This is a genomic window from Microbispora sp. ZYX-F-249, from assembly GCF_039649665.1.
Taxonomy (GTDB): Bacteria; Actinomycetota; Actinomycetes; order Streptosporangiales; family Streptosporangiaceae; genus Microbispora; species Microbispora maris.
In genome coordinates, this window is record NZ_JBDJAW010000022.1 from 124234 (window position 1) to 141964 (window position 17731).

Annotated in this window: 17 protein-coding genes; 8 read left to right on the plus strand and 9 right to left on the minus strand. The window is 72.8% G+C overall.

Annotated features, from left to right (window positions below; all coding sequences use genetic code 11):
- Positions 1 to 18 precede the first annotated feature (18 nt).
- The gene (locus AAH991_RS24920; RefSeq protein ID WP_346228324.1) at positions 19 to 720 is read left to right on the plus strand and encodes a DUF4328 domain-containing protein; all 702 of its coding nucleotides are present in this window, start codon (positions 19 to 21) and stop codon (positions 718 to 720) included.
- A 4-nt stretch (positions 721 to 724) separates the two neighbouring features.
- On the opposite strand, the gene AAH991_RS24925 is transcribed toward AAH991_RS24920, so the two are convergent.
- Genes AAH991_RS24925 through AAH991_RS24940 form a run of 4 tightly spaced genes read right to left on the minus strand, consistent with a single transcriptional unit; the run spans position 725 to position 4086 of the window.
- Positions 725 to 1330, minus strand: coding sequence for a response regulator (locus AAH991_RS24925; RefSeq protein ID WP_346228325.1), 606 nt, complete (start codon positions 1328 to 1330; stop codon positions 725 to 727).
- Positions 1327 to 2454, minus strand: a complete 1128-nt coding sequence (locus tag AAH991_RS24930; protein ID WP_346228326.1) for a sensor histidine kinase — start codon at positions 2452 to 2454, stop codon at positions 1327 to 1329. Before AAH991_RS24930 ends, AAH991_RS24925 begins: the two co-directional genes overlap by 4 nt.
- Before the next feature lie 10 nt (positions 2455 to 2464).
- Entirely contained in the window at positions 2465 to 3178 is a 714-nt protein-coding gene (locus AAH991_RS24935; protein WP_346228327.1) for an ABC transporter permease, read from the minus strand.
- Positions 3175 to 4086: an ABC transporter ATP-binding protein gene (locus AAH991_RS24940; RefSeq protein ID WP_346228328.1), complete on the minus strand. Its 912-nt coding sequence runs from the start codon at positions 4084 to 4086 to the stop codon at positions 3175 to 3177. The genes AAH991_RS24935 and AAH991_RS24940 overlap by 4 nt, the downstream gene beginning before the upstream one ends.
- A 294-nt stretch (positions 4087 to 4380) precedes the next feature.
- Between AAH991_RS24940 and AAH991_RS24945 the strand changes: the two genes are divergently transcribed.
- From AAH991_RS24945 to AAH991_RS24960, 4 genes are all read left to right on the plus strand, one after another.
- Positions 4381 to 5694, plus strand: coding sequence for a glycoside hydrolase family 10 protein (locus AAH991_RS24945; protein ID WP_346228329.1), 1314 nt, complete (start codon positions 4381 to 4383; stop codon positions 5692 to 5694).
- Positions 5695 to 5791: 97 nt separating this feature from the next.
- Entirely contained in the window at positions 5792 to 6790 is a 999-nt protein-coding gene (locus AAH991_RS24950; RefSeq protein WP_346228330.1) for an ATP-binding cassette domain-containing protein, read from the plus strand.
- On the plus strand, positions 6787 to 7632 hold the full coding sequence (locus tag AAH991_RS24955; RefSeq protein ID WP_346228331.1) for an ABC transporter permease: 846 nt from the start codon (positions 6787 to 6789) through the stop codon (positions 7630 to 7632). Before AAH991_RS24950 ends, AAH991_RS24955 begins: the two co-directional genes overlap by 4 nt.
- Positions 7633 to 7749: 117 nt before the next feature.
- On the plus strand, positions 7750 to 8199 hold the full coding sequence (locus tag AAH991_RS24960) for a beta/gamma crystallin family protein (RefSeq protein WP_346228332.1): 450 nt from the start codon (positions 7750 to 7752) through the stop codon (positions 8197 to 8199).
- Between the two features lie 10 nt (positions 8200 to 8209).
- Here the strand turns inward: AAH991_RS24960 and AAH991_RS24965 are convergent, their stop codons facing one another.
- The 3 genes from AAH991_RS24965 to AAH991_RS24975 all read right to left on the minus strand — a co-directional run bounded on the left by AAH991_RS24965 (position 8210) and on the right by AAH991_RS24975 (position 12936).
- Positions 8210 to 11416: an ATP-binding protein gene (locus AAH991_RS24965; protein WP_346228333.1), complete on the minus strand. Its 3207-nt coding sequence runs from the start codon at positions 11414 to 11416 to the stop codon at positions 8210 to 8212.
- A gap of 62 nt (positions 11417 to 11478) precedes the next feature.
- Complete coding sequence (locus AAH991_RS24970) at positions 11479 to 12270, minus strand: alpha/beta fold hydrolase (protein ID WP_346228334.1); 792 nt, start codon at positions 12268 to 12270, stop codon at positions 11479 to 11481.
- Positions 12271 to 12291: 21 nt separating this feature from the next.
- The gene (locus tag AAH991_RS24975; protein WP_346228335.1) at positions 12292 to 12936 is read right to left on the minus strand and encodes a dihydrofolate reductase family protein; all 645 of its coding nucleotides are present in this window, start codon (positions 12934 to 12936) and stop codon (positions 12292 to 12294) included.
- 98 nt (positions 12937 to 13034) lie between these two features.
- On the opposite strand from AAH991_RS24975, the gene AAH991_RS24980 reads away from it, so the two are divergent.
- Together AAH991_RS24980 and AAH991_RS24985 are read left to right on the plus strand one after the other, a co-directional pair.
- The gene (locus AAH991_RS24980) at positions 13035 to 13532 is read left to right on the plus strand and encodes a winged helix-turn-helix transcriptional regulator (RefSeq protein WP_346228336.1); all 498 of its coding nucleotides are present in this window, start codon (positions 13035 to 13037) and stop codon (positions 13530 to 13532) included.
- Between the two features lie 18 nt (positions 13533 to 13550).
- Positions 13551 to 14228: a cyclase family protein gene (locus AAH991_RS24985; RefSeq protein ID WP_346228337.1), complete on the plus strand. Its 678-nt coding sequence runs from the start codon at positions 13551 to 13553 to the stop codon at positions 14226 to 14228.
- 9 nt (positions 14229 to 14237) lie between these two features.
- On the opposite strand, the gene AAH991_RS24990 is transcribed toward AAH991_RS24985, so the two are convergent.
- Together AAH991_RS24990 and AAH991_RS24995 are read right to left on the minus strand one after the other, a co-directional pair.
- Positions 14238 to 15317 carry a winged helix DNA-binding domain-containing protein gene (locus tag AAH991_RS24990; RefSeq protein WP_346228338.1) on the minus strand — a complete coding sequence of 360 codons (1080 nt, stop codon included), beginning with the start codon at positions 15315 to 15317 and terminating at the stop codon, positions 14238 to 14240.
- A complete protein-coding gene (locus AAH991_RS24995; RefSeq protein ID WP_346228339.1) occupies positions 15314 to 16303 on the minus strand; it encodes a zinc-binding dehydrogenase in 990 nt (329 codons plus the stop codon). Before AAH991_RS24995 ends, AAH991_RS24990 begins: the two co-directional genes overlap by 4 nt.
- 87 nt (positions 16304 to 16390) lie before the next feature.
- Between AAH991_RS24995 and AAH991_RS25000 the strand changes: the two genes are divergently transcribed.
- Positions 16391 to 17407, plus strand: a complete 1017-nt coding sequence (locus tag AAH991_RS25000; protein ID WP_346228340.1) for a helix-turn-helix transcriptional regulator — start codon at positions 16391 to 16393, stop codon at positions 17405 to 17407.
- Positions 17408 to 17731 lie beyond the last annotated feature (324 nt).

The window sequence follows — 17731 nt, forward strand, 5'->3', positions numbered from 1 at the left end:
TATTGTGAGGAGTCTTTTGTGTACCCCACACCACCACCCGCTCCCCTGCAACCCATTCGGGGCCTGGGGACGGCGGCCGTCGCGCTGCTCGCCGCCGACGCCGTGGTGTGCCTGGTCGCCTCGGCCATCGACGCGCAGCGGGCCGTGCTCGTCGACAGCTTCCTGGCCGACACCGATTCCGTCCCGATCAGCGCTCTCGAGACCAACGACGTGCTCTATGCCACGTCCGGGCTGGTGGAGACCGTCGTCTACGTCGCCACCGCCGTCATGTTCCTGGTCTGGCTGTTCCGGGCCCGGGCGAACGCCGAGACGCTCAGCCCGTGGCCGCACCGGCGCGCCACCCCCTGGCTGATCTTCGGGTGGGTCGTGCCGATCGTGAACTTCTGGTTCCCGAAACAGATCGTCGACGACATCTGGACGTCGTCCAAGCCCGGCGCGACGCAGGAGAGCGGCAATTTCGCGACCGCACGCCGTTCCGGCCTTGTCTTGGCCTGGTGGCTGGTGTGGGTGCTCATGACCCTCGTGACCCGGTTCGTGAGCCGCAGGTTCGCGGATGCCGAGGAGTTGCCGGACATCCGGGACGCCGCGGTTTTCGACATCGTCGGCAACGTGCTGACCATCGGCGCGGCCGCCCTGGCCGTGGCGGTCGTCCTGGCGATCACCCGCTTCCAGGAGGACCGCCGACGGGCCGCCTCCTGGTCCTACCCGTACGCGGGGTGAACCGCTAAAGCCAGCCCTGCTCGTCGGCCGTCAGGGCGGCCTCGGCGCGGGTGCTCGCCCCCGTTTTGCCGATGGCCGCCGACAGGTGGTTGCGTACGGTTCCTGCGGACAGGTGCAGGCTCCGGGCGATCTCCGCCACCGTGCCGCCCTGCCGGGCCGCGCGCAGGACGTCGCGCTCCCGCGGGGTCAGCGGGCTCGAGCCGCTGGCGAGCGACTCGGCGGCCAGGGCGGGATCGACCACGCGCAGGCCCGCGTGGACCCGCCTCACCGTGTCGACCAGGTGCTCGGGCGGCGCGTCCTTCACCACGAAGCCCGAGGCGCCGTTCTCCATCGCGCGGGCGAAATAACCGGGCCGCCCGAAGGTCGTGCAGATCACCACCCGGCAGGACGGCAGCGCGGCGCGCAGGCCGGCGGTGACCTCCAGGCCGTCCTTGCCCGGCATCTGCACGTCCACCAGCGCGACGTCCGGCCGGCTGCGCCGGGCCGCCTCGACGACCTCCTCGCCCGTGCCGACCTGGGCCACCACCTCGATGTCGGGCTCCAGCGCGAGCATCGCCGCCAGCGCGCCGCGTACGAGCGCCTGGTCGTCCGCGAGCAGAACCCTGATCACGGGCGGCTCGCCCGGAGCCGGAAGCCGCCGGAGGGAAGCGGGCCCGCCTCGATCCGCCCGCCGACCGCGCGCAGCCGCTCGGCCAGCCCGGACAGGCCGTTGCCCGGCGGCACCGCCCGTCGCCCGGGGCCGTCGTCGCGCACCTCCAGCCAGGAGTCCCCGAGCAGCACCTCGCATCGGGTCGCGCCGCTGTGCCGGATCACGTTGGTGACCCCCTCTCTCAGGACGTACGCGAAGGGCTCGGCGAGCTCGGCCGGGACGTGGCCGGCGGACGGCGGCAGGACGGCGGTGATCCCGGCGGCCCGCAGCGCGGCGCGGGCCCCCGCGAGCTCGGCGGCGAGCGAGGGCCGACGGCGGCCGGACACGGTCAGGCGCACCTCGCCGTGCGCCTGCCGCGACAGCCGCTCGACGTCGCGCAGCTCGGCCAGCGCGCGTTCCGGGTCGCCGCCGCTCTCCAGCACCCGGCGGGCCAGGCCGCTTTTGACGGTGATCGTGGTGAGGCTGTGCCCGAGCACGTCGTGGAGGTCCCTGGCCAGCCGGTCGCGCTCGGCCGCCGCCGCCAGCGCCTCGATCTCCTCGCGGGCCTGGCCGAGCTGGACGACGAGCCGGATCAGCAGCGTCACGGACACCGGGATCACGACGGCCGGGACGAGCCCGCCCACGAGCCCCCAGGAGATCGGGCCGGGCGCCGCCCACTGCACGAGCGCCTGGGCCGCCCCGAGCACCAGCCCGAGGAGCACCGCCCACAGCGCCGGGAACAGCCAGGCCGCCACCGCGAGCGCGAAGCTGAAGACGCCGGCGTGCCCCAGGTAGGCCGGGCCGTTCTGCACCAGTGCCGCCGCGCCCGCCAGCGCGACAAGGGCCCCGACCAGCACGATCCGCCGCCAGGGCGGCAGGCTGGGCCCGGTGGTCATGGCGATGAGCCAGCCCGCCGCGTACAGCGGCATCACGACTCCGACCACCGCGTCCGGCCGGCCGCCGTCCGCGCCCAGCATCTCCGACAGCGGCCACAGGAGGAAGGCCGACAGCACGACCACGGCGCGTACGCGGGCCGTGCGCGAGCCCGCCCGGGCCGGGTTCCACACCGGCCAGGCGGATCGGCCCCACACGCCCTGATCGCCCACGTCCGTCACCCTAGGCCCGCGCGGTGTCGCGGCGATACCGGACGGCCACGGCGGCGCCCAGCACCAGTGCGTACAGGGTCAGGACCAGCGCGGCCCGCCATCTGTCACCACCGAGGGCGGCGGCGTGCCCGACCTGCGCGAGCCAGTAGCTCGGCAGGACCTCGGCCACCGTCGCGAGCGCCTGCGGGAACGTGCTCACCGGGATGAACAGCCCGCCGACGAAGCTGAGCACCAGCACCACCGCCCCCTGGTAGGCCTGCAGGTTCTGCGCGGTGGCGAACTGGCCGATCAGCAGACCCAGCAGAGCGAACGGCAGCGTGCCCGCCCACACGCCGAGCACGGCCAGGGCCCACCCGCCGGCCGGCAGGCGCACCCCGCTGACGAGCGCCGCCACCAGCGACACCCCGGCCACCGGCGGCAGTGCCACGACCATCGCCACCGACGCCTTGGCCAGCAGGTAGCCCAGGCCGCTGAGCGGGGTCAGCCGCAACTGGCGCTGCCAGCCGATGCCGCGCTCCACCGCAGTGCGGGCACCGACGTCGAGCGCCGTCTTCACCGCCCCGAACGCCGTGATGCTGCCCATGACGTACGGCGCGGGCAGGCCCATGCCGGCGAAGCGGTCGGCCATCAGCAGATACAGCCCCACCGGCAGGGCGACCGCGAACAGCAGGAACTTGGCGTCACGCAGCGTCCGCCTGATCTCGAACGCGAGATACCCGGTCATCCGGCGACCTCCACGGCTCCGGTGAGACGGAGGAACGCGTCCTCCAGGCCCAGAGCGCCCACCTCGACGTCGCATGCGTCCGGATAGCGGGCCAGCAGTTCCCGCAGGGTCAGGTCGGGGTCGGCGCAGTGCAGTTCGGCCCTGCCCTCGCGTACGTGCGCCGCCGTCACACCGGGGAGCGTGCCCAGGTCCTCGGCGCGGGCGCCGGGCACGGTCGCGGTCACCGTACGGCCGGACACCTCGGCCATGACCGCGGACACCGGGCCGTCGGCCACGACGCGGCCCGCGTGCATCAGCACGACCCGGTCCGCGTACGCCTCGGCCTCCTCCAGGTGGTGGGTGGAGAACAGCACGGTGCGGCCGGTCCCGGCGAAGGCGTGCATCGACTGCCAGAACTCGCGCCGGGCGGTGACGTCGAGGGCCGCCGTCGGCTCGTCGAGCACCAGCAGGCCAGGACCGGACACCAGCGCCATGGCGAACCGGACGCGTTGCTTCTGGCCGCCGGACAGCCGCGCGGCCCTCCGGCCGGCGAGGCCGGCCACCCCGGCCCGGCGCAGCGCCTCCTCCACCGGCACAGGGGCGCTGTGGAGGGACGCGATGAGCGCCACGGTCTCCCCCACGGTCACGTCGTCGAGCAGCGCGCCCTCCTGCGGCATCACGCCTAGAAGGCCTTCCCGCACCGCCTCGCGGGGAGTGACGCCGAACACGGCGATCTCCCCGGCGTCCGGGCGGATGAGCCCGACGACCATGTCGATCGTGGTGGACTTGCCCGCGCCGTTCGGGCCGAGCAGGGCCACCACCTCTCCCCGGCCCACGACCAGGTCGACCCCGTCGACCGCGCGGGTCTCGCCGTACGTCTTGCGCAGCCCCGCCACGGACAGGGCGGGAGCGCCGTTGTGGATGTCCATGCGGCAAGCCTCCGCCGCCGCCCCGCCGCGGGCCTGCGCCGTCTGTCACGACCCGGCCACGACAGATGTCACGGGTCGCTGAAACTTTCCCCCTCCCCGGCCGTCCCCATCGCGCTACCCGTGGTCTCGGCACCCGCGGAGGGGCGGCGTACGGGCAGGTCTTGTCGCGTCGCAATTTTTCGGTCAAGTATCGAAACACTCGCTGTAAGGACCCTCAGGAGGAAGGACGGACGCCTTGGAACGCCTCAAGGTAATGGCACAACCCGCGGGTCGGCCCTCCCCCGGAGGAGGCCGATGATCGGCCATCTCCTCGCCGGGAGCCGAGCCGTTCGCCGTACGCTCGCGCTCGGCGCCGCCGCGGCGCTGTCGACGGGTCTCGCGGTGGCCGGGGTCCCCCGGGCGGACGCCGCCGCCGACACGCTGGGTTCGGCGGCGGCCCGAACCGGGCGCTACTTCGGCACCGCGATCGACGCGAGCAAGCTCGACGACCCGGTGTACACCACGATCGCCGGCCGTGAGTTCGACATGGTGACGCCCGAGAACGGGATGACGATCGACGCCACCGAGCCGCGGCAGGGGCAGTTCGTCTTCACCAACGCCGACCGGATCGTCGACTGGGCGGCGCAGAACGGCAAGCGGGTGCGGGGCCACACCCTGCTCTGGCACTCCCAGCAGCCGCAGTGGCTGGTGAACCTCAGCGGCGGCGCGCTGCGCCAGGCGATGCTCGACCACGTCGACGGCGTCATGACCCACTACAAGGGCAAGATCTACGCCTGGGACGTGGTGAACGAGGCCTTCGCCGACGGCACCGGTGCCCGGCGCAACTCGAACTTCCAGCGCACCGGCGACGACTGGATCGAGGCCGCCTTCCGCGCCGCGCGGGCCGCCGACCCGGCCGCCAAGCTCTGCTACAACGACTACAACATCGAGGACTGGACCTCGGCCAAGACGCAGGCCGTCTACGCCATGGTCAAGGACTTCACCTCCCGCGGTGTGCCCATCGACTGTGTCGGCTTCCAGGCGCACTTCGGCAGCGGCAGCCCCTACCCCGACCTCCGCACCACGCTGCGGAACTTCGCCGCCCTCGGCGTCGACGTCCAGATCACCGAGCTGGACATCCCGAGCGCCCCGGCCGCGACGTACGCCGCCGTGGTCGGCGACTGCCTGGCCGTACCGCGGTGCGCCGGCGTCACCGTGTGGGGCGTCCGGGACCCCGACTCCTGGCGCAGCGGCGACACTCCTCTCCTGTTCGACGGCGACGGCGGCAAGAAGCCGGCGTACACGGCGGTGCTGGACGCCCTCAACGCCGCCGTGCCGTCCCCCAGCCCGACGCCGGGTGCGGGCTGCACCGCGACCCTCTCGGCGGGCGCGAAGTGGCCCGACCGGTACACCCTCGGCGTCACCGTCACGGGTTCGGACGACTGGATCGTGACCATGACCGTGCCTCGCCCCGCGAGGATCATCGCGACCTGGAACGTCCGGACCAGGTGGAACCCCGCCACGAACGTCCTGACCGCCCGGCCGAACGGCCACGGCGGCTCCTGGGGCGTGACGATCAAGCACCACGGCAACAGGACCTGGCCCACGGTCTCCTGCCGTACCGCGTGACGGACCGCTCCCCCGGGGCCCGCTAGATCCGATCTAGCGGGCCCCGCCCGCCGATCTGGCGCCTGTCGTATGAACGGACAGAAGGAGACGACAGATCATGCGGGACCGGACGACGGACCTGGCGATAGAGACATCGGGCCTGATCAAGACATTCGGCGAGAACCGCGCGGTGGACGGCCTCGACCTCACCGTGCCCGCCGGCACGGTGTACGGCGTGCTCGGCCCCAACGGGGCGGGGAAGACCACCGCGGTCAAGATGCTGGCGACCCTGCTGCGCCCGGACGGCGGCGAGGCCAGGGTGTTCGGCCACGACGTGCTGCGCGAGCCCGACGCCGTACGCACCCGGGTGAGCCTCACGGGCCAGTACGCCTCGGTGGACGAGGAGATGACCGGGATGGAGAACCTGGTCCTGCTCGGCAGGCTGCTGGGCCACAGGAAGCCCGCCGCCAAGGACAGGGCCATGGCGCTGCTGGAGGCCTTCGGGCTGACCGAGGCCGCCGGACGGCAGGTCAAGACCTATTCGGGCGGCATGCGCAGGAGGCTGGACATCGCGGCCAGCATCCTCAACACCCCCGACCTGCTGTTCCTGGACGAGCCCACGACCGGGCTCGACCCGCGCAGCCGCAACCAGGTCTGGGACATCGTGCGGATCGTGGTCGCCCACGGCACGACCGTGCTGCTCACCACGCAGTATCTGGACGAGGCCGACCGGCTGGCCGGGCGCATCGCGGTCATCGACCACGGCAGGGTCATCGCCGAGGGCACCCCCGGCGAGCTCAAGTCGTCGGTCGGCTCGGGGTCGGTGCACGTGCGGCTGCGGGACGCCGCGCAGCGGCCGGAGGCGGAGCGCGTGCTGGCCAGGGAGCTGAACACGCAGGTGCACCTCGAATCCGATCCCGTGGCCCTGACCACCCGCGTTCCCGGCGAGGACGCGGACGCCGGAGCGGAGCGGGCCTCGCGCGCCCTCGCGGCGCTGGCCGCGTCCGGCATCGTCGTCGACGACTTCTCCCTCGGCCAGCCCAGTCTCGATGAAGTCTTCCTGGCCCTCACCGATCACCCGGCGACCGACCGGAACGCGCAGGAGGAGGCGGCATGAGCACCACGACCACCGAAAGCGGCGCGTCCTTCGTCCCCGCGGCCGAGGCGCTGGGCGCGGTCCTGGCCCCCGGCGCGCGGCCGCCACGCCCCAGCGCGCTGTCGGCCTCGCTGACGTTCGGCTGGCGGGCGATGCTGAAGATCAAGCACGTGCCCGAGCAGCTCTTCGACGTCACCGCGTTCCCGATCATGATGACGTTGATGTTCACCTACCTGTTCGGCGGCGCGCTGGCGGGGTCGCCGACGGAGTATCTGCAGTTCCTGCTGCCGGGCATCATGGTGACGAGCGTCGTGATGATCACGATGTACACCGGGATCGAGGTCAACAAGGACATCGAGAAGGGCGTCTTCGACCGCTTCCGCACACTGCCGATCTGGCGGCCGTCGACCATGGTCGGCTACCTGCTCGGCGACGCGCTCCGCTACACGATGGCGGCGACGGTCATCCTCGTGGTCGGCCTGGTGCTGGGCTTCCGCCCGCAGGGCGGCGTCGCCGGCGTGCTGGCCGCGATCGCGCTGCTGGTGGCCTTCTCGTTCGCGTTCTCGTGGATCTGGACGATGTTCGGGCTGCTGCTGCGCAGCGAGAAGTCGGTGATGGGCATCAGCATGCTGGTGCTGTTCCCGCTCACCTTCCTCAGCAACGTCTACGTGGACCCGCAGACCATGCCGGGCTGGCTGCAGGCGTTCGTCGGCGTCAACCCCATCTCCCACCTGGTCAGCGCGACGCGTTCGCTCATGGCGGGCAGCCCGGACAGCGGGGAGATCACCTGGGTGCTGGCCTGCGGCGCGGCCTCGATCGTGGTCTTCGGCGCGCTGACCATGCGCCTCTACAACCGCAAGTAGTGTGCCGGTCCTGCCCCCGGGCCGTACCAGTGGACGCCAAGGCCGGCACAAGCGGCCGCCAAGCCCTGCTCGCCACGCTCCTCCCAGACATCCGGACGATCCCCCTGGGAGGGAAACATGTCTCGAATCAGCGTGCGGCTCGGACTGGCGACCGCCGTGTCGGCCGTGGCGGTGCTGGGCGTCTCCGCGGCCGCGGCCCCCGCGCACGCGGTGGACGAAAAGTGGCACACCCTGGTCCTGCATGACGACGCGGGCTACGAGGGCGCGATCAGGACCCTGTACACGGTCGTGTCGAACGACGCCTACGACCGGGTGTACATGCCGTCCTCCAGCCCCGACCTCGGCGGCTTCGGCGACAAGACGAGCTCCCTGACCAACAACGACTGGATGGCGTGGATCGTGTACGACGACAAGCAGTATCGCGATCGCCACTACTGCGTCCGTCCCGGTGAAACGGTGCCCAACCTCAGCTCGTCGCAGTGGAAGTTCAACGACAAGATTTCGTCGGCCAGACGGCTGGACACCGCCAGCTGCGCCGGATACCCGGCGTTCTACAGCGTCGGCTGAGCGGCGTACGTCACAGGCGCCAGGTGATGTCGTGCCCGGATTGGTAGCGGCAGGTGGCGCCGGTGGAGATCGCGGCACGCAGATGGGCGGCCAGCGCGGGATGCAGCCGGTCGAGCTTGCGCAGCACGTCACGGATCCGGGCGGTGACGGCCTTGCGGGCGCGCTCGGCCTCGTCACCGAGGCGGCGGTCGCGCCCGCCGAGCCCCGAGGCGGAGCGCAGCTCGGCCAGCAGGGCCGCCCGCTCCCGGTCGAACTCGGCCGCCCTGCCGTCGTCTCCCCGCTCGGCGGCCCGGTCGATCTCCTCGTCCAGCAGGGCGAGCCTGCGCCGGTAGCGCGCCTTGGCCTCCTCGTCGAGGACCGCGTCGCCGCCCATCGCCCGGGCGGCGACGACGAGCTCCCCGCCTTCGGGGGCGAGCAGCCGTACGGCGGGCAGGTCGGCCCCGGGATGGCTCAGCAGGCAGTGCAGGTCGCGCAGTCCCTTGGCGTCGGGCAGGTGCACGGTGTGCCCGCCGAACCCCAGCGCCCAGACCGCGCCGTCCCGCCGGAACTCGGCCACCTCCGGCAGCACCGCGCGGCCGCGCGCGGAGGCGCGTTCCCTCAGGCGGGCCAGCCGGACGCGCTCCACGAGGTGGCGCATGCCGAGCTGGGCCGCTTCGTCCTCCACGTCGTCGAGCAGCTTCCCGGCCTCCTCCGCGTCGCCCGGGTGGCCACGCCGCAGCAGCGCCTCGCCGAGATGCGCCCGCGCCTCGACGGACCACGGGCGGGCGAGGAGCAGGTCGGCGGAGTGCCAGGCGGCGGTGAAACCGTCGATCGCGTCGTCCCAGCGCTCCTGCGCCGCGTCGATCAGAGCACGCTGGAGGATGACCGGTCCGCCGATGTCCCAGCCGTACATCGAGACCGCCCAGCCGCCGACGTACGGCTCGATCGCGGCCCTGGCCTCCGCGCACAGCCCGGGGTCGCGCGACCACGCCGCGACCATGGCCTGGAACCGCAGCCACAGGGGCTGGATCGAGCGCCGCGGCTCACCCCGGGCCATCGCGTCGCGCAGGTGGCGCAGTGCGGCGTCACCGTCTCCCCGGTGCAGCGCGGTCATCGCCTCCAGCAGGCCCGGACAGGGGTGCCGGCTCCTGCGCAGCGCACGATGGACCTCGTCCAGGTCGTCGTAGCGGCCCTGGAGCATCCGCACCGCCCAGCGATGGTGGTCCAGCATGTACGCGAAGTGGTCGTGCCCGTGCTCGAATTCGGCGAGCTCGTCGAGCAGGGTCTCCGCCTGGTCGAAGTCGCCCATCAGGGCGGCGATGATGCTGCGGTCGCTGGCCGTGGCCATGTCGATGCGCGGCAACTCGGCGCGGCCGCCGAGCGCGACGAACTCGCGGAACTGGCCGAGATAGGCGGGATCGCCCTGCTCCAGGAGAGCCACCCAGCGCAGCGCCGCGGCGATGCTCTCCATCTCCGCGTCGCCCGTGCGGTGGGCCAGGGTCAGCAGCTCCCCGGTCAGCTCCGCCCTCTCCGGGGCGGTGCCCGGCCCCCAGATGGTGTCGTGGCAGGCCCACAGGCTGAGCGCCAGCGCCTCGTCGTCCTCTCCTCGCCGGGCGAGCACCGCCACGTGGATCGCCAGGTCCCGCGCGAGACGGTCGAGGGACGGCTCGCCCGTGGCCCGTCCGTCGCGGATCAGCCGTCCGTGCGCCTCCCGCAGCAGGTCGGCGCCCAGCGGGCCGTTCTCACCGAAGCCGGTCGCGTAGACGGTCAGCGCCACCCGCGCGATCAATTCGGGGTCGCCGGTGTCCCATGCGACGGCGGCCGCCTCCTCGAAGGCACGCCGGCCGCCGTCGTGGTCGTCCCCGCTGTAGAGCTCGCGGCCGAGCTCGAGTGCGATCACGACACGCCGGTTGGGCTCCACGGCGACGGCGGCGCGTTCGAGCGCCCTGCGGTAGTGCCCGAGCGCCTCCTCGAAGGCCAGGCGGGCGGCGGCGTCACGGGCGGCGGCGAGCAGCCGGTCCACCGCGTGAGGCGGCTCCACGTGATCACCGCCGAGGTAGGCGTGCCGCGCCATGTCGGAGGCGAGCACCTGCTCCGCGAGGCCGGGAGTCCGGCCGACGGCGTGGACGACCGCGGCGTGCCGGCGGGACGCGGCCTTCTCGTCGAGGGACTCGTAAAGCGTCTGCCTGACCAGGTCGTGCGCGAACGCGAAGACCTCCCCGCCTCTTGCCCCCTTCGCCACGACGAGCCGGGCGGCCACCGCCTGATCGAGCAGCCGTTCGACGTGGAGCACGGGAGCCGCGGCGACGGCGGCCAGCACCTGGCGATGGAACTCGCGGCCGAGCACCGCGGCGGTGACGAGAAGGTCCACGACCGGCGCGGGCAGCAGGGACAGCCGCCGCAACAGCGTGTCGCGGACACCGGGGGCGATCGTGGTGACGGAACCGCCGCTGCGCCACAGGCGCGCCGTCTGCTCCACGAAGAACGGGTTGCCGCCGGTGCGCCGGTGCACCTCGGCCACGAGGTCGGCGGACGGGTCGCGACCGGCCGCGCGGGCCATCAGCGCGCCGACCTCGTCACGTTCGAGCCCGGTCAGGGTCACCGTGGTCGCCCGCGCCGCCAGCGGCAGCACGAGGGGCCGCAGCGGATGGCCGGCCGCCTCCACCTCCACGTCCCGGTAGGTCCCGACCAGCAGCACCCGCTCGAACCAGGTGTGCTGTGCCGCGAACTCCAGCAGCCTGAGCGACGCGGTGTCGGCCCAGTGCAGGTCTTCCAGCACGACCACCAGGGGGCGGCTCTGCGACACCGCGACCAGCGCGCTCGTCACCGCGTCGTACAGCCGGAAGCCCTCGGCCGCGTCGCCGCCGGGTGACTCACCGCCGGGTGACTCACCGAGCAGCGCGGCGAGACCGGCGCCCCCGGCCTCCTCGGCCGCCGCCCACTCCCCCGGCGCGGCACACCGCCGCAGCCCCCGCAGGACCTGCACCCACGGCCAGTAGCCCGGGGCGTTGTCGGAGTCCCAGCACGAACCGCCGAGGACCAGCGCGCCCAGGCCTCTGGCCTCCTCCGCCGCGCTGGTGACGAGCGTGGTCTTGCCGATCCCGGCCTCACCGGCGACCAGCATCAGGCCCCCGTGGCTGCCGACCGCACGGGCGATCTCGGCACGCAGCATCGCGGCAGGATGCTCCCTGCCGATCAGCCCGGTGGCGAGCTCAGTGGTCGCGCCGTCGATTCGCATGCCGTCTCGAAGGTATCCGCCCGCTCCGACAATTTCCCGCCCTCCGGCGCGGGCAGGCGGCCTCAGCCGAAGAACTTCGTCAGGATCTGCGCAAGCGCGGCCGGCCGCTGCAGCACTCCGTGGTCCTCTCCGGGCATCACCGTCAGCTCGGCGCCGGGCACGGTCGCCGCGACGGCCTTCGTCCCCTCCGCGAGGTTCGGCGCGGTCTGGTCGCCGTAGACCGCCAGCACCGGCACGCCGATCCCGGCGAGCCGCTCGTACGGCATGACCTGCCAGGGCGCGCTGACCAGCAGGTCGTACGGCAGGCTGGGCGCCTTGTCGGCCATGAACGCCCACTCCGGCCCGGCCTTCATGCCGGCGACCATCCCGGCCGGGACGCCGACCGCCTCGACGAGGAACAACTCGGCCGCGCCGTCGCGGTCCCCGGCGGCCACCCGGGCCTTGAGCCGGTCGTACAGGTCGGCCGGCGGCCTCGGCTGGTTCTCGTCGGCGCAGTACGGCGGCTCGTAGACGGCCACCCGGTCGATCGGCAGCCCGCGCATGGCCCCCTCGAGCGCGAGGATCGCGCCGGAGGAGTGGCCGAACACCGAGGCCCGGCCGCCGGCGTGCTCGATGACGGCCGCCAGGTCGTCGACCTCGTCGGCGACCGAGTAGTCGTCGCTCTTGTCGTCGCTGCCCACCCGGCCGCGCCGGTCGTAGGTCACGACGGTGAACGCCGAGGCGAGTTCGGCGCCGAGCCCGGCCACGGTCGATCGGTCGTTGAACGCCCCGCCGACGAGGACGACCGGCGCGCCCCGGCCGACCGTGTCGACGGCGAGGGTCGTGCCGTCCTTGGAAGTGATGTTCTCGGTCATGTCCGTCAGCCTTTCAGGCAACTACCGGCGCGTGAAGGTCATGTGGGTGACGCCGCTGGGAGCGGTGACCGACTCGATCCGGAACCGCTTCTCGAGTCCTTCGAGACCGTCCCACAGCCGCTCGCCGCGGCCCAGGATGATCGGGACGACGGCGATGTGCATGTGGTCGACCAGGTCCGCGGCCAGGAACTGGCGCACGGTGCCCGGCCCGCCGCCGATCCGCACGTCGAGGCCGCCGGCGGCCTCGCGGGCCTGCCGCAGCGCCTCCTCGGGGGTGGCGTCCACGAAGTGGAACGTGGTGCCGCCCTCCATCTCCAGCGAGGGCCGGGGGTGATGGGTCAGGACGAAGACCGGCGTGTGGAACGGCGGATTCGGTCCCCACCATCCGGTCCACTCGTGGTCCTCCCACGGGCCGCGCTGGGGCCCGAACTTGTTGCGGCCCATGATCTCCGCGCCGATGCCCGCGTCCCACGTACGGGTGACGGCGTCCTCGACCCCGGCGCCGCCGCCGGTCTTCCCCTGCATGGCACGGAAGGTCCGGGTCTCGAAGAACCACTCGTGCAGCCGTTCGCCGGCGTGGCCGAACGGCTCTTCGAGGGTCTGACCCTCGCCGGTCGCGAAGCCGTCCAGGGAGACGGCGAAGTTGTGCACTCTGACACGGGACATGGCTGATCTCCTGATATCGGCCAGTGATTGTGGATTGCAATCACCTGAGAGGAGCGTAGGCTAGGTGATGGCAAAACGCAATTACTTGGGGAGTGGCCGTGCGAGAAGGACCGCGATCGGGTTGTGCGATCAACGCGGCGGTGGAGGCGCTCGGGGACCAGTGGAGCCTCATCGTGCTGCGAGACGTGATCTTCGGCGGGCGCCGGAGCTTCCGTGACCTGCTCGTCAACTCCGAGGAGGGGATCGCGTCGAACATCCTCAGCAGCCGCCTCAAGGCCCTCGTCGCCGGCGGCCTGCTGACCCACGAGGACGCCGGGCGGGGACGGCGGGGGACCTACAGCCTCACCGAGGCCGGCATCCAGACGGTTCCCGTCATGGTCGCGCTCGGCTCGTGGGGGCTGCGGCACCGGCCGACGACCCCCGCCCTGGCCATCCGGGCACGACTGCTGGAGGAGGGCGGCCCGCCCCTCTGGGACGACCTGATGGACGAGCTGCGCGAGGAGCACCTGGGCATCCCCCGCCCCGATATCGACCGCCCGCGCGCGTCCCGGTTGCTGCAGGAGGCGTACGAACGCGTCCTGGCGACATCGACCTGATCACATAGGCTGATCAACGTGACATCTCACCCGCGCGGTCGCGTCGTCGACCTCAGTCATGTGGTCCGGCACGGCATGCTCACCCACCCGGGCCTGCCCGGGCCGGAGATCGGCGACTTCCTTACGCGCGAGGACTCCCGCGACCGCTACGCCCCGGGCACCGAGTTCCACATCGGCCGCATCACGATGGTGGCGAACACGGGCACGTACCTCGACACGCCGTTCCACCGCCTCGCGGACGGCGAGGACCTGGCCCAGGTCGACCTGTCCCGGCTGGTCGACCTGCCCGGTCTGCTGATCGACGTCTCGGGGTCCCCCCGGCGCGGCATCGGCGCCGACGTGTTCGAGGGCCACGACGTCACGGGGCGGGCGGTCCTGCTGCGTACGGGCTGGGACAGGCACTGGGGCGGCCCGTCCTACGGCGACCCGGACCACCCCTTCCTGGCGGCGGACGCGGCCGCCCTGCTGGCCGACCGGCGACCGGCCGTCGTCGGCATCGACAGCGTCAACATCGACGACATGGCCGACGGCCTGCGCCCGGCCCACACCGCCCTGCTCACCGCGGGCGTGCCGATCATCGAGCACCTGCGCGGGCTCGACCGGCTGCCGCCCACCGGGTTCCGTCTCCACGCGGCGCCCGTCGCCGTGTCCGGCATGGGCACCTTCCCCATCCGGGCGTACGCCCTCGTCCCCTGATCGCTTCCTTCACACGTACGCGACGTCCTCGGCGCCGAGGAACGGCAGCAGGCGTCCGGCCTCCTCCGTCACCGCGCACGCCTCGGCCGCCCCCAACGCCCGGAACGGGACGAGACGCAGCGTGCCGTCCTTGACCGACCAGCTGCCGTGGACGAACCCGTCCACGAGGAAGGTCGGCAGCACCATCGCCGCGCCCGGCATCACCCGTCTGCGATCGGCGTCGCCGATCACGCGGCTCCGGTCGGCGTGGCCGAGCAGCAGGTTGTCGAAGGCGGGCAGGAACCGCACGGGAACGGGCGTTTCGGGATCGGGCAGCTCCGGTGCGCTCTCCAGGTCGAACAGCTCCCTGCCCTCGGCGTCGCGGTAGCGGCGCAACTCGCCGCGCATGGCGTCGACCACCTCGCGCAGCCGCGTCAGCCCCGACCACGCCTGCACGTCCATGACACCGGCCGGGCCGTACGCCGCCAGATAGCGGCGTACGAGGTCCCGCACCGGAGCCGGTTCCAGGGACCCGCCGAGCCAGTCCTCGGCGCGGGTGACGGAGATGGCGTTCCGGGTGCCCCAGCGGCCCCACATCGCGGTCTCGGGAGTGTGGACCAGCGGGGTCCTCAGCTCCACCTCCCCCGCCAGGAGCTTCCCCTCCCGGCCGGGATGCCGCAGCGCAAGCAGCCGGGCCAGCTCACGCCGGGGCAGTGTCCGGCCGGCCAGGATCTCCGCGCCGGCCGCCGTGAGCGCGGCGGTGTCGAGCCCCGCGCTCGCCTTCCTGAAGTACGCCGTGCTCGCCGTACGGTCGAGGACCGGTTGCAGCACCGGCCGGAACCGGCGGAAGTCGCCGGCCACGGCCAGGTGCTGGGTGCCGCGCAGCAGCGCCGAGCGCACCACCAGGCGTCTGTCCAGTAGCTCGCCCAGCTGGGCCTGGGTGAAGCCGTCGATCCGGCTCCACAGCCCGACGTAGGGCCAGTTCGGCTCCTGGGCCTGCATCGCGACCAGGTGCCCGATCACCTCGAGCGGGGTGCGGCCGGTGCGCTCCATCAGGAACTGCCGCCGCAGCAGCGCCCGGTTGAGCGCACGCCGGGAAAGCACGCTCACGTCAGCCGCACCGCGACGTTGCCCCGGTAGGAGCCCTTGAGCATGGACAGGAACGCTCCGGGCACCTCCTCGATGCCGCCCTCGACGACCGTCCCCGGGAAGACGAACCGGCCCTCCGCCAGCCATCGGGTGAAGTGCTCGCGCCAGGCCGCCACCTGCTGCGGGGTGCGGTGGCAGGAGAACGGCAGCAGCTCGACGCCCCTGGCCTCGGCCGCCGCGCGGTCCGGCTCCGGGAAGCGGTCGGCGCCGCCGCCGAGCTGGTGGGACAGGGAGCCGCACAGCGCGAAGCGGGCCCCGGGCCGCGCCGCCCGAACCGCCGCTTCGTACTGCTCGCCGCCCACGACATCAAAGAAGACCGTGACTCCCTCGGGCGCGAGCTCGCGCAGCCGGTCGGCCACCGGACCGTCGTGGTAGTCGAAGGCGGCGTCGTAGCCGAGCTCGTCGACCAGGTAGGCGGCCTTGGCCGGGCTGCCCGCGCTGCCGATCACCTTGGCGGCGCCCCGGCATTTCGCGATCTGCCCGGCCAGCGAGCCGACCCCGCCGGCCGCGCCCGAGACGAACACCACGTCGCCCTCCCCGACCGCGGCGACGTCGGCCATCCCGTAGTAGGCCGTCACGCCCTGACCGAGGTGATAGGAGGGGTCGGGGAACGCCCCGCGGTCGAGCTTGACGTACTGCGCGGCCGGGCCCGCGGAGTATTCGCCCCAGCCGGTCATCGACTGCACCAGCTCGCCCACGGCCAGGTCCGGGCTGCCGGACCGGACCACGGTGCCCACGGCGGCGACGCCCACCCGATCGCCGGGCTGCCAGGCGGGCACCGGGATCTGACAGTCGGTCCGCATCAGCTCCAGGTAGGTCGCGGCCAGGCCCACGTAGTCGGTCCTGACGACGACCTCGCCGTCCACCCCGGTCTCCGCGAGGGTGAAGTTGCCGGGGCCGGGCTCGCCGGTGACGGGCGCGGCCAAGCGGATCTCACGACTGATCATTGCTGTTCCTTCCGGGTGGGGCTTCGAGATCAACGCTAGGGATGCTTCCGGCCACTTTCTGACCGGAAGTGCCGACAGACTGGAACCATGGCGAACACGAGCTCGCGCACCCTCCGGTTGCTGTCCCTCCTGCAGACCCACCGCCGCTGGGCGGGCGGGGAGCTGGCCGACCGGCTCGGCGTCTCGGAACGGACGCTGCGCCGTGACGTCGACCGGCTGCGGGAGCTGGGATATCCGGTGCACACCTCACGCGGCACCGACGGCGGATATCAGCTCGCGCCCGGCGCCGTACTGCCGCCGCTGCTGCTCGACGAGGATGAGGCGATCGCGCTCGCCGTCGGCATGGGCGAGGCCGCGCGGAGCGCGATCACGGGCATGGAGGCGTCCGCCATCCGCGCCCTCACCAAGGTCGTCCAGGTCATGCCGCCGCGGCTGCGCCGCCGCGTGGACGTGTTGCGCGAGGCGATGGTCTCGGCGAGCCCGGCGGAGCCCGTCGTCACCGTGGACGTGCTGACCACCGTCGCTCAGGCCTGCCGCGACGAGGAGCGGCTGTGCTTCTCCTACGCCGCGCGGGGGCGCGAGCCCTCCTCGCGTGAGGTCGAGCCGCACCGGCTGGTGACCCTCGGCCGCCGCTGGTACCTGGTCGCCTACGACCTGACCAGGCAGGACTGGCGCAGCTTCCGGCTCGACCGCCTGACGGGGGCGCGGCCCACGGGGGCCCGTTTCCGTCCGCGCGACCTGCCCGCCCGGGACGCGGCGGCGTTCGTCAAAGCGGCCGGCGGCGTGCCCGAGCCGCACACGGTCAAGGCGCTCGTGCACGCTCCCGCCGCGCGGGTGCGTACGACGGCCGGGCAGTGGGGCATGGTCGAAGAGGTCGACGACCACAGTTGCGTGCTCACGATGACCTCGTCCTCCCTGGACTGGCCGGTGCAGGCGCTGGGCAACGTGGGCGCGGAGTTCGAGGTGCTCGGTCCGCCGGAGTTCGTCGCGTACGTCCGCGAATGGGGCGAGCGCTTCGTCCGGGCCACATCTCCCGGACCGGCCTCACGCCGAGCCGTACAGCATGGGCAGGTCGACCAGGAGGACCCGGGGGCGACGCGGTAGAGCGAACGCTTGCGTATCGGGTCGATTTCCTTGCGGATGAGCTGACAGTCCTCCAGTACGGCGAGCGGATGCGCGATGTCCGTCGCCTTGCGCTCCATGTGTCCCGCGATACCGCCCCGCGTGTTGTTCCTGCAGGGCGACGTGCGCATCCTCGATGCCCCAAAATCGCCGGGCGAGACGATGGTCGAACGGCTGCACCACCAGGTCGAGTGAGGCTCGCCCGCGCAGTGGCGCCTGGTCTTGCCGTGCCGACTGCGCCCCGCGCACCACCGCGAGCCTCATCTCCGCGGCCGGCGCCTCGGCGAAGTCCCTGGAAGTGCACTT